The 14,254-nt window shown below is 69.8% G+C and carries 8 protein-coding genes; 2 read left to right on the top strand and 6 right to left on the bottom strand.

Annotated features, from left to right (window positions below; genetic code table 11):
• Positions 1–170: 170 nt before the first annotated feature.
• The 4 genes from ACIP79_RS24700 to ACIP79_RS24685 form a co-directional block, all read right to left on the bottom strand.
• Positions 171–872, bottom strand: coding sequence for an SDR family oxidoreductase (locus ACIP79_RS24700; RefSeq protein ID WP_401226716.1), 702 nt, complete (start codon positions 870–872; stop codon positions 171–173).
• 63 nt (positions 873–935) lie between these two features.
• Entirely contained in the window at positions 936–1,826 is an 891-nt protein-coding gene (locus ACIP79_RS24695) for a class I SAM-dependent methyltransferase (RefSeq protein WP_401226714.1), read from the bottom strand.
• Positions 1,827–1,985: 159 nt separating this feature from the next.
• Complete coding sequence (locus tag ACIP79_RS24690) at positions 1,986–3,698, bottom strand: glycoside hydrolase family 6 protein (RefSeq protein ID WP_401226713.1); 1,713 nt, start codon at positions 3,696–3,698, stop codon at positions 1,986–1,988.
• A gap of 79 nt (positions 3,699–3,777) precedes the next feature.
• Positions 3,778–5,256 (bottom strand): cellulose binding domain-containing protein, encoded by a 1,479-nt coding sequence (locus tag ACIP79_RS24685; protein ID WP_401226711.1) that lies wholly within the window; start codon positions 5,254–5,256, stop codon positions 3,778–3,780.
• Positions 5,257–5,509: 253 nt separating this feature from the next.
• On the opposite strand from ACIP79_RS24685, the gene ACIP79_RS24680 reads away from it, so the two are divergent.
• Together ACIP79_RS24680 and ACIP79_RS24675 are read left to right on the top strand one after the other, a co-directional pair.
• Positions 5,510–8,425 (top strand): glycoside hydrolase family 48 protein, encoded by a 2,916-nt coding sequence (locus ACIP79_RS24680; RefSeq protein ID WP_401226710.1) that lies wholly within the window; start codon positions 5,510–5,512, stop codon positions 8,423–8,425.
• Positions 8,426–8,540: 115 nt separating this feature from the next.
• The gene (locus ACIP79_RS24675; protein ID WP_401226709.1) at positions 8,541–11,189 is read left to right on the top strand and encodes a cellulose binding domain-containing protein; all 2,649 of its coding nucleotides are present in this window, start codon (positions 8,541–8,543) and stop codon (positions 11,187–11,189) included.
• Between the two features lie 110 nt (positions 11,190–11,299).
• Here the strand turns inward: ACIP79_RS24675 and ACIP79_RS24670 are convergent, their stop codons facing one another.
• Together ACIP79_RS24670 and ACIP79_RS24665 are read right to left on the bottom strand one after the other, a co-directional pair.
• Positions 11,300–13,225, bottom strand: coding sequence for a rhamnogalacturonan lyase (locus ACIP79_RS24670; protein WP_401226708.1), 1,926 nt, complete (start codon positions 13,223–13,225; stop codon positions 11,300–11,302).
• A 39-nt stretch (positions 13,226–13,264) separates the two neighbouring features.
• Positions 13,265–14,233 (bottom strand): helix-turn-helix transcriptional regulator, encoded by a 969-nt coding sequence (locus ACIP79_RS24665; RefSeq protein WP_401226706.1) that lies wholly within the window; start codon positions 14,231–14,233, stop codon positions 13,265–13,267.
• Positions 14,234–14,254: the final 21 nt, after the last annotated feature.

Genomic DNA, 14,254 nt, shown 5'->3' with positions numbered 1-14,254 from the left:
ACCGGGCCCCGGCTACTGGGTACCCCCCCGGCGCCGCAAAACTGCCCCCCCCTTGCGGGAACAACCCGGGGGCCCGGCCCGCCCCCGGGGGCGGGCCCGACGGCGTTCTCGGACGGGCCGGCGACGCTCTGGAACGAGCCGGCGACGCTCTCGAACGGACCGGCGCGTTCTCAGACCGGCTGGCCCACCGGTCGCACCACCACGGTGTTCACGTCGACGCCGGCCGGCTGCCCGATGGCCCAGACGACCGACTCGGCGAGCTGGTCGGAGGTCAGCAGCAGGCCGGGCGGCAGGCTGCCGTAGCTGTCCCAGAACGGCGTCTCCACCCGGCCGGGCGAGATCAGGGTGACGCCGACCCCGAACTCGGTGACCTGCCGCCGGGTGTTCTCGGCGAGCCCGGTGACGGCCCACTTGGTCGCCCCGTAGATGTTGCCGGGGCCGTGGATGTGGCCCGCGACGCTGCCGATCAGCACGATCCGGCCCCGCGTCTCCTTCAGGGCGTCGATCGAGGCCCTGATCAGCAGCGCGGGACCGAGCACGTTGGTCAGCACCATCTCGGGCCAGCCGGCGGGGTCGCCCTCCGCGACGGTGTCGTGCGTGGCGAACCCGGCGTTGGCGATGACGGTGTCGAGCCGCCCGAACTCCTTGAGCGTCGCCGCGACCGCCGCACTCACGTGGTCGTACTCGGCGGCGTTCCCGGCGATCGTCAACAGGCCCTCGGGGCGCCCGAGTTCCTCGGCGAATCCGCGCAGCCGCTCCTCACCGCGCCCGGTCACCGTCACCCGGTGACCGGAGCCGAGAAGTCTGCGCGCGACCGCGGCACCGATTCCGCTGCCGCCGCCGGTGATGAGCGCCACAGGCGAGTCGGTCATGTCTACCCCCAGTTGATTTCCCGTCGGACGTAGGGGAGTTCACCACCTGGAGCGCTCTCGAAGTCAAGGCCGCACTGCGACGTGGACCGTGTGCGCCGTCAGCAGGAAGACATCCGGGCGGTGGTGCACGCTCGCCTTGTCGCCGGGGTCGAGGAGCCGGTCGAGGGTGGCGCGGTCGTCCGCGTCCAGGCCCTCGGCGATCGTGTCCCTGCGGTGGGTGAGGGAGGACACGACGAAGGTGCGGGCCTCCGCGGTGACCGGGGCGGGGAAGTCGGCGAGGAACGTACGGGTCGCCACGTGGCGCAGGCCGACCGAGGCCAGCAGGGCGGGCCAGTCCTCCGTCTCCGTCACGGCGCCGGGCAGCTCGGTCCGCATCTCGGCGAACGCCTCCTCCTGGACCACGTCCATACGGGCGAGCAGGCCGGGGCGTCCGATGCCGAAGTCACGCGGCAGGAAGCGCGAGGGCAGGCCGCCCTCCAGGAGAGCCACGGCGCCGCCGGGTGCGAGCGCCCGCGCGAACCCGGCGAGCGTCGCCCGCTGGTCGCCGACATGGTGCAGGGACCTGCTGGCCCACACCAGGTCGGCCGGGTACTCCAGGTCGCCAAGGCCGTCGCCGAGTTCGGCCCGCAGGGTGCTGAACCGGTCGCCGACCCCGAGCCGCCCCGCCCGCTCGCGGGCCCGCTCCAGGAGGGGTTCCACACCGTCCACGGCGACGACTCGCGACCGCGGGAAGGTCTCGGCGAGGAGACAGGAGATGACGCCGGGGCCGCTGCCCGCGTCGACGATCATCTCGGGCTCGGGCTGCCACTCCCGCAGCCAGGTCGCGGCGCTCCTGTAGAGAGGAGTGAACAGCTCGGCCTCCTGTTCCAGGTAGGGGAGCATCTTGGCGAAGTCCATGTGCTTGTGGTCGTGCTTGTGGTGACCCTCGTGCGCGTGGTCGTGGTCGTGTGCCATGGCTTGAGCCTCTCGTCCGGGTGAGGACAGCGTGCGTCACGACTCCCGGAAACAGCCACTCGTGTTGCTCGAACGGCAAAAAAACGCGAGGGCTGAAGTGCGCACACCGGGGCCGGTCCGAGCGGCCCCGGCCCCGGTGTGCCACGGTCTACCCGCCGGTCAGAGCGCCGGGTAGGCGTTCTTCATGAGCTCCTGGAACTGGGCGGAGAACCAGTGCCCGGAGAGCGGCGAGTTCGGCAGCGCGCCGGACATGTTGTTGTTGTTCCGCGGGTTGCCGGTGTACGTCGGGTCGCACATCCGGTCGAATCCCTTGCCCTCGTCGTTCGGGATGGCGGTGCTGGAGCCGTCCGACTCACCCGGGGGCTTGATCCACACGTACGCGTCGATCCCGGCCGCCGGAGCCGCCTTCGGACGCTCGCCGAGGCCGGCGCCGGACTGGTTGCACCAGTTGCCGAGGTGGATGCGCCGGTCGTAGCGGCCGCCGTCGACGTAGGTGTCCACGGAGGTGGTGGCGCCGGGACCGGTGGGCCGCGCGGTGCCGCCCCAGCCGTTGCGGGAGGTGTCGATCAGCATGCCGATGCCGGATTCGAAGCCGATGGAGACGAGCTGGTTCCGCATCGCCTGCGCGTACGACAGCTCGTCCACGTAGCGGTTCCAGTCGACCCACTTGGAGAGGCGGACCGACGAACCGTTCACGGTGTCGTTGATCGTGAAGTGGTCCTCCTTGAGGGCGCTGTAGTTGGCCGTGTTGACGATGAAGCCGTGCACGTCGGCGACGGTCGCGCCCTCGGCGGTCGCGGCCAGCTTGAACATGTCGGCGGAGGCCCCGAAGTTGTCGTCCCAGCCGAGCCAGCCGTGGTGTCCGGCGTCCACGTAGTTGTAGACGTTGGGCACGTCACCGAGCTTGTTCAGGGCATAGCCGACACCCTTGACGTAGTTGCCGTTCGCCTTCATCGTGTCGCAGTTCGCGGTCATGGTGGGGCGCGGGGTGACGTTGGTGACCAGGTTCGGCAGCGAGTCGATCTCCACCGTGGTCACGATCCGCAGGCCCGCGTACTTCGGGTCGGCGAGGATCGCCGCGATCGGGTCGATGTAGGCGCTCTTGTACCTGTCGATCTCGGTCGCGCCGAGCTCCCCGTTGGAGGCGAGGGCCGCGCAGTCACGGCCGGGGAGGTTGTAGATGACGAGCTGGACGGCCAGTTCGCCGGTGCCCTTCTGGACCAGTGCCTCGTCGAGGTGGTCGCGCAGGCCCATGCCGCCGTTCACGCCGTTGATCGCGGCGATCCGGTCGAGCCAGACTCCGGTGGGCTGGTTGGAGATACGGCTGCCGCCCGGCTCGGCGGCGGCCTTCGCGGCCCACTCGGGATTCACGTACACCTTGGCTCCGGCGTACGGGTTGTCGGCCTTGGTGCCGGCGGGCGGATCCGTCGGGTCGCCGCCGCCTCCGCCCCCGTCGTCGACGTTGCAGGTCACCCCGTCGAGCGTGAAGGTGGTGGGCAGCGCGTTGGTGCCGCTGTAGGAGGCGTTGAAGCCGAAGCTGACCGAACCGCCGCTCGGCAGCGAGGCGTTGTAGCTCTCGTTGGCGGCCGTGACCGCGGTGCCGCTCTGGCTGAGTTTCGCGTTCCAGCCGGAGGTGACCTGCTGGTTCCCGGCGTACGACCATTTCACCGCCCAGGAGGACTTGGCGGCGCTGTTGTTGGTGATGGTGACGGCTCCGGTGAAGCCGGCGCCCCACTGGCTCTGCACCTTGTAGTCGACGGAGCAGGGAATGGCCGCGACGCCCACGTCGGCCGGGATGGCCGCGGCCGCGGCTCCGGCCGTTCCTGCGACCATGGCGAGGGCGGCGAGTAACGCTGTTCTGGTACGGCTCATGAGTGCGGGTTCCTGTCGATAGAGGACTGCTGGACGACTTTCTGTCGGGGATGTCCGTAGTGGCGCTGTCCGTTGAGGGCTATCCGTCGAGGGCGCGCAGGTGGTCGCGCAGCCCGATGCCGAACGGCGTCGGCGTGCCGTCGTAGCCGGAGATGAGGGCCGGACCCGAGGCACAGTCCCAGGTGTTCCAGGTCCAGCCGAGGTAGGAGAGACCCCGTGCGTCGAACCACGCCATCACCCGGTCGATGAAGGAGTGCGCGCAGGTGTTCTCACCGATCTCCCCCGCCACCAGGGGGACCTGTGCGGCGACGGGGGCGAGCGTGGAGTCCCAGCAGCTCTCGCTGGAACAGGTGTTGAAGTTGTAGACGTGCCAGGCGGCGACGAGATTGCCCGTCGGGTCGCTGGGCCGGTACGTCAGCCACTGGCTCAGGTCGTTGGAGTACGCGAGCCCGCCGGCCAGGATCAGGTTCCGGGCGCCGGTGGCGCGTACCGCGTCGACGAGGTCCTGCATTCCGGCGACCTCGTAGGAGATGCCGGGGCAGTTGCCGCCGTCCCGCCAGCAGGTCCACGCCTGGGTGGTCGTGGAGGTCGCGCGGTCCGGGTAGGGCTCGTTGAACAGGTCGAACGCGACGGCCCCGTCGTCCTTGAAGGTGCTCGCGACGGAGGTCCAGAAGGCCGGCGTGTACTGCGCGTTCGGCATGGGTTTCTGGCAGCTGGCGTGCACGTCCGAACAGCCGGCGGAGTTGCCGGTGTACTGGCCGTAGGACCAGTGCAGTTCGAGCATCGGCGTCATGCCGTGCGCCTCGACCCTCGCCACCAGGTCCTTGACGGCGGCGATGTAGTTGGCGCCCCCGTACTCGGGCTTGATGTTGGACAGGCCCAGCCAGCACTCCTCGTTCAGCGGAATGCGGACCGTGTTGGCGTTCCAGTCGGCGATGGCCTGGACCGAGGCGTCGTCGACGGGACCGTCGAAGATGCCGTAGCCCTGCACGCACATGTACTCGCCGCCGGAGCGGTTGACGCCGAGCAGTCGGCGGGTGGCGCCGTCCGCGTCGACCAACTTGTTCCCGGAGACGTGCAGTTCGGGCGCCTCACCGGTGCCGGGCGGCGGATCGGTCGGGGTCGGCGTGGGCGTCGGGTCGACGTCCACGTTGCACGCGGTCCCGTTGAGCCTGAACGACGTGGGTACGGCGTTGCTCCCCGCCCGCGAGGCGAGGAATCCGGCGCTCACACTGGCCCCTGAGCCCAGCGCGCCGTTCCAGCTCTCGTTGGCCGCGGTGACCGTCGTACCGGACTGGGACCACTTGGCGTTCCAGCCCTGGGTGACCTTCTGGCCCTGTGCGTAGTCGAAGGTCAGGTTCCAACTGCTGACCGCAGCGGTGTTGTTGGTGATGGTCACGGCGCCCTGGAAGCCGGTGTCCCACTGTCCGGTGACGGAGTACTCCACCGTGCAGGCGGGTGCGGCTCCTGAAGCCGTGACGACCGGCGCGATGGCGGTGCCGACAACGGCCACCGCCGTGCCGAGGACGAGCATGACTGATCGAGGGGGGTGTCTCATGAGCGACTCCTTGCAGCTCGGACGCGTCGTGACGGACGCGTCGACTGATGGAACCGCTCCCACTGGTGCGGATGAAGCTAGCGCCAAGTGCCGGTAAAGGACAGAGCAGTTGCACTGTTGATCAATCGAATCATTTCGACTCTTCAAGCACCTTGACCCCTTCCACCCTCATCCCCACTATGGGAGCGCTCCCACTGGTTCAAGGCTTGTTGCTCCTCCCCCACTTCTCCGAGCCGCAAGGAGGAACCAGCACATGCATTCCAGACGGAGACGCCGCACCGCGCGGCGACTGTGGACGGCTGTCGTGGCGGCCCTCGCCCTTCCGCTGACCACCCTGGCGACCGGCGCAACTCCCGCTCATGCGGCGGCAGTTCAGTGCAGCGTCGACTACAGGGCGAACGACTGGGGCTCCGGCTTCACCGCGGATCTCACCCTCACCAACCGGAGCACGGACCCGATCAACGGCTGGAACCTGACCTACGCCTACACCGGCAACCAGACCCTCACCAACGGCTGGAACGGCACCTGGTCCCAGTCCGGCAGGACGGTCACGGCCACGAACGCGACCTGGAACGGGATGATCGCCGCCGGGGCCGCCGTCACCACCGGCGCCCAGTTCACCTACAGCGGTACGAACACCGCTCCGACGTCCTTCGCGGTCAACGGCACCACCTGCGCCGGCGCGCACCAGCCGCCGGTGACCGTGCTGACCAGCCCGGCTCCGGGCGCCGTCTACTCCCAGGGCGCCGCGATCCCGCTGGCCGCGACCGCGGCGGCGGCCGACAGCGCGACCATCGGCAGAATCGAGTTCTACGACGACACGACCCTGCTGGGCACCGACACCAGCTCGCCCTACACGCTCTCGGTCAACAGCTTGACCGTGGGCAGTCATTCACTGGTGGCCAAGGCCTACGACAGCCTGGGCGCCTCGGCGAACTCCACCCCGGTCGGCATCACGGTCGCCTCGGGTCCCGCCGTGGTGGCCTCGCCTGGCCAACTCGGCGTCCAGCAGGGCAAGTCGGGCACCTTCGACGTGAAGCTGTCGACGCAGCCGAGCGCGAACGTGGCCGTCTCGGTCGCCCGCACGGAGGGCAACACCGGGCTGTCCGTCACCGGGGGCGCCTCGCTCACCTTCACACCGGCCAACTGGGCCACGGCGCAGAAGGCGACCATCACCGCCGACGCCTCCGGCACGGGTTCGGCCACCTTCACGGCCTCCGCGACCGGCCACGCCAAGGCCACCGTCACCGTGACGGAACTGGCCGCGTCAAAGGCGTACGACGCCCGTTTCCTGGACCTCTACGGCAAGATCACCAACCCGGCGAACGGCTACTTCTCCCCCGAGGGCATTCCGTACCACTCGGTGGAGACGCTGATCGTCGAGGCGCCGGACCACGGCCACGAGACGACCTCGGAGGCGTACAGCTATCTGATCTGGCTCCAGGCGATGTACGGGAAGGTCACCGGCGACTGGTCCAGGTTCAACGCCGCGTGGACGACCATGGAGACGTACATGATCCCCACGCACGCCGACCAGCCGACGAACTCCTTCTACAACGCCTCGAAACCGGCGACGTACGCACCCGAGTACGACACCCCGAACCAGTATCCCGCGCAGCTCGACAGCGCTGTGCCGGTCGGTCCTGACCCGATCGCGGGCGAGCTGAAGAGCGCCTACGGCACGGACGACGTGTACGGGATGCACTGGCTCCAGGACGTCGACAACGTCTACGGCTTCGGCAACTCGCCCGGCAAGTGCGAGGCGGGACCGGCGGACACCGGACCCTCGTACATCAACACCTTCCAGCGCGGCCCACAGGAGTCGGTGTGGGAGACGGTTCCGCAGCCCACCTGTGACGCCTTCAAGTACGGCGGCCCGAACGGGTATCTGGACCTCTTCACCGGCGACGCCTCGTACGCCAAGCAGTGGAAGTTCACCAACGCGCCGGACGCCGACGCGCGGGCCGTGCAGGCCGCGTACTGGGCCGACGTGTGGGCCGAGCAGCAGGGCAAGGGCTCCGACGTCTCGGCGACCGTCGGCAAGGCGGCGAAGATGGGCGACTATCTGCGCTACTCGATGTACGACAAGTACTTCAAGAAAATCGGTGGTTGTGTGGGCCCCTCGACGTGCCCCGCGGGCACCGGCAAGGACGCCTCGCACTATCTGATGTCCTGGTACTACGCCTGGGGCGGCGCCACCGACACCTCGGCGGGCTGGGCCTGGCGCATCGGCTCCAGCCACACGCACGGCGGCTACCAGAACCCGCTGGCCGCCTACGCGCTCAGCTCGTACGCCGACCTGAAGCCCAAGTCCTCGACAGGACAGGCGGACTGGGCGACGTCCCTGAGCCGCCAACTGGAGTTCTATCGCTGGCTCCAGTCGGACGAGGGCGCCATCGCGGGTGGTGCGACGAACAGTTGGGCGGGCCGTTACGCGGTTCCCCCGGCCGGTACGCCGACCTTCCACGGCATGTACTACGACGAGAAGCCCGTCTACCACGACCCGCCGTCCAACCAGTGGTTCGGCTTCCAGGCGTGGTCCATGGAGCGGGTCGCCGAGTACTACCAGCAGACGGGGAACGCGAACGCCAAGGCGGTCCTCGACAAGTGGGTCGACTGGGCGCTGTCCAAGACCACGATCAACCCGGACGGCACCTACCAGATCCCCTCCACCCTCCAGTGGTCCGGCGCCCCGGACACCTGGAACGCGTCGAGTCCCGGTGCCAACAGCGGACTTCACGTCACCGTCGCCGACTACACGAACGACGTCGGGGTGGCGGCCGCGTACGCCAAGACCCTGACGTACTACGCCGACAAGTCCGGTGACACCCAGGCCGCGACGACGGCGAAGGCGCTGCTCGACGGCATGTGGGACCACCACCAGGACGGCCTGGGTATCGCCGTCCCGGAGACCCGCGCCGACTACAACCGCTTCGACGACGGCCTGTACGTCCCGAGCGGCTGGAGCGGCACCATGCCGAACGGCGACCCCGTCAACGCGTCGTCGACCTTCGACTCGATCCGCTCCTTCTACGAGGACGACCCCGCGTGGTCGAAGATCGAGTCCTATCTGGCGGGCGGGGCCGCGCCCTCCTTCACGTACCACCGGTTCTGGGCCCAGGCGGACATCGCGCTCGCCATGGGCTCGTACGCGGAGCTCCTCGAATAGCCCCCGCCAGGCCCACCAGGGCCTGGAGCTCCGCGTACCGCGCCGGGCGGCCCCCACCCGCACCGGGGGCCGCCCGGTCGTCGCGCACCCTTCTCTCCCGGAGAGGACCCCACCCGTGCGAAGAACCCGCATCCTCACAGCCGTGCTCGCCCTGGCCGCCGGCCTCCTGGCCGGCGCCCCGCCCGCCCTCGCGGCCGCTCCACCCGGCCCGGCGCTCGCCGCCGACACGTACACCTGGAAGAACGCCCGGATCGACGGCGGCGGTTTCGTCCCCGGCATCGTCTTCAACCGCTCCGAGAAGAACCTCGCCTACGCCCGCACCGACATCGGCGGTGCCTACCGCTGGGTGGAGGCCTCCAAGACCTGGACACCGCTGCTCGACTCGGTCGGCTGGACCGACTGGGGCCACACCGGCGTCGTCAGTCTCGCCTCGGACTCCGTGGACCCCGACAGGGTGTACGCGGCGGTCGGCACGTACACGAACAGCTGGGACCCCGGAAACGGCGCGGTGCTCCGCTCGGCCGACCGCGGGGCGAGCTGGCAGAAGGCGGACCTGCCCTTCAAGCTGGGCGGGAACATGCCCGGCCGCGGGATGGGCGAGCGGCTCGCGGTCGACCCGAACAGGAACAGCGTGCTGTATCTCGGCGCGCCCAGCGGCAGGGGACTGTGGCGGTCGACGGACTCGGGCGTCTCCTGGTCCCAGGTGACCGCCTTCCCCAACCCCGGGAACTACGCGCAGGATCCGACCGACACCAGCGGCTACGCCTCCGACAACCAGGGCATCGTCTGGGTCACCTTCGACGAGTCGAGCGGTTCGGCGGGCGGCGCCAGCCAGACCGTGTACGTCGGGGTCGCGGACAAGGACAACGCGGTCTACCGCTCGACGGACGGCGGAGCCACCTGGTCACGGCTGGCCGGACAGCCCACCGGCCAACTCGCCCACAAGGGCGTGCTCGACGCGACGAACGGCTACCTCTATCTCACCTACAGCGACAAGGGCGGCCCCTACGACGGCGGCAAGGGCAGCCTGTGGCGGTACGCGACCCGCACTGGGACCTGGACGGACATCAGCCCGGTCGCCGAGGCGGACACCTACTACGGCTTCAGCGGGCTGACCGTCGACCGGCAGCGTCCAGGCACGGTGATGGCCACGGCGTACAGCTCCTGGTGGCCTGACACCCAGCTGTTCCGCACCACGGACAGCGGCGGCACCTGGACGAAGGCCTGGGACTACACCTCGTATCCCAACCGCTCGAACCGCTACACGATGGACGTCTCCTCCGCACCCTGGCTGACCTTCGGCGCGAACCCGTCACCGCCCGAACAGGCCCCGAAACTGGGGTGGATGACCGAGGCGCTGGAGATCGACCCGTTCAACTCGGCCCGGATGATGTACGGGACGGGCGCGACGGTCTTCGGTACGGAGAACCTGACGAACTGGGACAGCGGGGGCCAGTTCACCATCAAGCCGATGGTGAGGGGGCTGGAGGAGACCGCGGTCAACGACCTCGCCTCTCCCCCGTCCGGCGCCCCGCTGCTCAGTGCCCTCGGTGACATCGGTGGCTTCCGGCACACGGACGTCACCCAGGTCCCGTCGATGATGTTCACCTCGCCGAACTTCACCTCGACCACGAGCCTGGACTTCGCCGAGACCAGCCCCGGCACGGTGGTGCGCGTGGGCAATCTCGACTCCGGGCCGCACATCGCCTTCTCCACGGACAACGGCGCCAACTGGTTCGCGGGCACGGACCCTCCGGGGGTCAGCGGCGGCGGTACGGTCGCCGCGGCGGCCGACGGCAGCCGGTTCGTGTGGAGTCCCGCGGGGACTGGCGTGCAGTACACGACGGGGTTCGGCTCGTCCTGGGCCGCGTCGAGCGGCATACCGGCGGGCGCGGTCGTCGAGTCCGACCGGGTCGACCCGCGGACCTTCTACGGCTTCAAGTCCGGTGTGTTCTACGTCAGTTCCGACGGGGGTGCGACCTTCACCGCGTCCGCCGCGGCCGGGCTGCCGAGCGGCGACAGCGTCCGCTTCAAGGCGCTGCCCGGCACGAAGGGCGACGTGTGGCTGGCCGGCGGCGCGAGTGACGGCGCGTACGGGCTGTGGCACTCGACGGACGGCGGCGCGAGCTTCGCCAAGCTGTCCGGCGTCACCGAGGCGGACACCATCGGCTTCGGCAAGGCCGCGCCCGGTGCTTCCTACCAGGCCCTCTACACGAGCGCGAAGATCGGCGGCGTACGCGGCATCTTCCGCTCGACGGACCAGGGCGTGAGCTGGACCCGCGTCAACGACGAAGCCCACCAGTGGGGTTGGACCGGCGCCGCGATCACCGGCGATCCGCGGATCTACGGGCGGGTCTACGTCGCCACCAACGGGCGCGGGGTGATCTACGGCGACAGCTCCGACACGGGCGGCGGGGGCGGCACGGATCCCCCGGCGCCCACCGGCTCCTGTGCGGTGACCTACACGATCACCAACCAGTGGTCGGGCGGCTTCCAGGCCGACGTCCGGCTCGCCAACACCGGAACGACCCCCTGGTCCACCTGGTCCCTCAACTGGACCTTCCCCAACGGCCAGACCATCACCCAACTCTGGAACGCCACCCACACCCAGTCCGGCAACACGGTCACAACGAAGAACACCACCTGGAACGCCAACGTGGCCCCCGGTTCCTCCGTGAACTTCGGCTTCACGGCGACCTGGTCGAACACGAACAGCAGACCGACCACGTTCGGGATGGGCGAACGGGGCTGCGCGGTGGGCTGACCGGCGGAGGGCGTGACAACGCACGAGCGCCCGCCCCTTTCCTGGGGGCGGGCGCTCACGTGCATGGATCGACGGCCACGCTTTCCCCGTAGGAGCACCAGGTCAGGTACTCAGGGCGTGTAGACCGTGGGGCGTGGGGCCGTCGGCATCCCGTTGCCTATGAAGTAGCTCGGGTGGGGTGGCTGGTTGTAGGCGGTGTTCTGCCAGGCCAGGGCTGTGCGGTACATCGGGTCGTGGAGGAGGGTGGTGATCCTCGTGGTGGTTTCGACCGGGGTGGAGTAGACGCGCAGGGCGGTGTTGTTGGTCGTGGGCCAGATGACCTCCTCGCGCCAGTCGCCGAAGATGTCGCCGGACAGAGCGGGCGTGGCCTTGGTGCCGTTGTTGGAGTGGACCGAGGCGCCCGTCAGCAGGCGGGTGTCCGAAGACGTGCCGTACTTGTCGATGTGCGTGCCGTCGAGGAGTTCGCGGACGGGGTCGCCGTCCCACCAGGCAAGGAAGTTGACGGAGGACGGCTCGCGGCCCTTGGTGGCGCCCGCCTCGTCGCGGATGGACGTGTCGGAGGCGGACCACACCTCGGCGCCGTCGTTGCCGGCGTAGATGTCACCGGCCACTCCCCGGCCGTTGTCGCAGCAGGCAGCGAGGCTCCAGTTCACGTTCCCGTTGGCCGGGTTGATGTAGAGCTCCGCGGGCTGCCCGGTCGACTCGGAGACCTTGAAGTACTCCAGGCCGACGTACGACGGGTCGAGGTCGCCCAGGTGCTGGGCGTCGCCGTGGCCGGTCCTCGTGGTCCACAGGGCGTTGCCGTTGTCGTCGACGGCCATCGCGCCGTAGACGATCTCGTCCCTGCCGTCGCCGTCGACGTCACCGACGGACAGACTGTGCGAGCCCTGCCCGTCGTACCCCTTGCCGCTGTTGGTCGAGGAGCTGGTGTCGAAGGTCCAGCGCCGGGTGAAGGCCCCGTTCCGCCAGTCCCAGGCGACGATGACGCTGCGGGTGTAGTAGCCGCGCGCCATGATCAGGGAAGGCCGCGCGCCGTCCAGGTAGGCGGTTCCGGCGAGGAACCGGTCGACGCGGTTGCCGTAGGAGTCGCCCCAGGAGGAGACCGTGCCGCGCGCCGGGACGTAGTCGACGCTGCCCATGGCCGCGCCCGTCTGCCCGTTGAACATGGTGAGGTACTCCGGCCCGGAGAGCACGTACCCGCTGGAGTTCCGGTGGTCGGCCGAGGAGCTGCCGATCACGGTGCCCCGGCCGTCCGTCGAACCGTCCGAGGTCTTCATGGCGACCTCGGCCTTGCCGTCGCCGTCGTAGTCGTACACCTGGAACTGCGTGTAGTGCGCGCCGGAGCGGATGTTCCGGCCGAGGTCGATGCGCCACAGCCGGGTGCCGTCGAGCTTGACGCCGTCGATGACCGTGTTGCCGGTGTAGCCGGACTGGGAGTTGTCCTTGGCGTTCGTCGGCTGCCACTTGAGGACGAAGTCGAGTGCGCCGTCGCCGTCGAGGTCGCCGACGGAGACGTCGTTGGCCTCGTAGGTGTAGGCGACTCCGTCAGGGGAGGTGCCACCGGCGGGCGGAGTGATCGGCACGTCCTTGTACCCGGCGCGGAACTGGATCGCGTGCACCGAGTCGCCCTGCTCGACGCCGTTGACGATCGCCCGGACCGTGTAGTCGGCCGAGTTGGGCGCGCCGGAGTGGAAGTAGTTCGTGGAGCCGGTGACCGGGGCCGGGTTGACCTTCGTACCGGCGCGGTAGACGTTGAAGGACACGTCGTTGGGGTCGGTGCCGAGCCAGCGCCAGCTGACGAGGTTGCCGCTGCCGGTGTAGACGCTGACGACTCCCCGGTCCAGTGCCTCGACCTGGCGGGCGGTGGCGGCCTGGGCGGTGCCGGGGGTGAGGGCGGTCAGTCCGGCGGCGACGAGGGCCGCCGTGGCGATCACCGCGGAGAGGGCGATTCTTCGGGGGCTCGGCGGTCGCGGGTCCGGCTGTGATCGCGGGTCCGGTTCCGGGTGTGGTCGTGAGTGCGGGTGCGGGTGCTGCACGTGGACTACCTCCTGAGCTGGTCGGCGGGTTCCGAACCCTCAGTCGCCGCCGTCCACCCCCGAGTTGCCGTACCTCTCGGCCAGTTCGGCGACCGTCCTGGCGATCCGCCCGCGCAGCTCCGGCGGCGCCAGGACCTCGACGTCCGTGCCCATCCGGAGGAACTCGGCGTGCGCGTGGTCGACGGATTCGATCGGAACGGTGGCCTGAAGCCAACCGTCCTCGTCCGGCCGGGCGTTGACGGGGACGGCCCGCGCGAGCTGCCCGGCGAGTGGGACCCCCGGCCGCACCCGGACCACCGCCTCGGCGCGGAACAGCCGTTCGTGGAAGTCGCGTTGGTACGCCGTCCAGTACGCGACCAGATCGAAGTCCTCCGGGCGGGTGAACCCGTCGTCAGCGAGGGCGAGTTCGAGGATCTGGTCGACCCGGAACGTACGCGGTCCCGGCGCCGCCACGACATACCAGCGGCCCGCCTTCAGGACGAGCCCGTACGGCTCCAGACGGCGTTCCACGTCGGTGGGCGCCCGCCAGCGCCGGTACCGGACGTGCAGGGCGCGGCTGTTCCAGACGGCGTCCGCGACGGCGGGCAGGAACGGCGTCTCGTCGGCGTCCGCGTACCAGCCCGGCGCGTCCAGGTGGAAGCGCCCGCTGATCCGGTCGGCGTGCGCCCGCAGTCCGCCCGGCAGAGCGGCGCGCACCTTCAGCTGGGCGGCGGCGAGGACCGAACCGAGTCCGAGTTCCGCGGCCGGTCCGGGTACGCCGGCGAGGAACAGGGCCTCGGCCTCGCCCTCGGTGAGTCCGGTGAGGCGGAGGCGGTAGCCGTCGAGGAGTTGGTAGCCGCCCGCGTGTCCGGCGTCCCCGTACAGCGGAACGCCCGCCGCGTGCAGAGCGTCCACGTCCCGGTACACCGTCCGCACCGACACCTCCAGCTCCGCGGCGAGTTGGGCGGCGGTCATCCGGCCGCGGGTCTGGAGGAGCAGGAGGACGGAGAGGAGCCGCGCCGATTTCACCTCGCCAGAATCCCAGACTTC

It is taken from the genome of Streptomyces sp. NPDC088747, assembly GCF_044751025.1.
Classification (GTDB): Bacteria; Actinomycetota; Actinomycetes; order Streptomycetales; family Streptomycetaceae; genus Streptomyces.
This window is presented reverse-complemented; position numbering and strand designations above follow the sequence as displayed.

Coding starts and splice junctions, on each gene's coding strand:
- ACIP79_RS24700 (WP_401226716.1), bottom strand. CDS start 872: ATGACCGACTCGCCTGTGGCGCTCATCACCGGCGGCGGCAGCGGAATC.
- ACIP79_RS24695 (WP_401226714.1), bottom strand. CDS start 1,826: ATGGCACACGACCACGACCACGCGCACGAGGGTCACCACAAGCACGAC.
- ACIP79_RS24690 (WP_401226713.1), bottom strand. CDS start 3,698: ATGAGCCGTACCAGAACAGCGTTACTCGCCGCCCTCGCCATGGTCGCA.
- ACIP79_RS24685 (WP_401226711.1), bottom strand. CDS start 5,256: ATGAGACACCCCCCTCGATCAGTCATGCTCGTCCTCGGCACGGCGGTG.
- ACIP79_RS24680 (WP_401226710.1), top strand. CDS start 5,510: ATGCATTCCAGACGGAGACGCCGCACCGCGCGGCGACTGTGGACGGCT.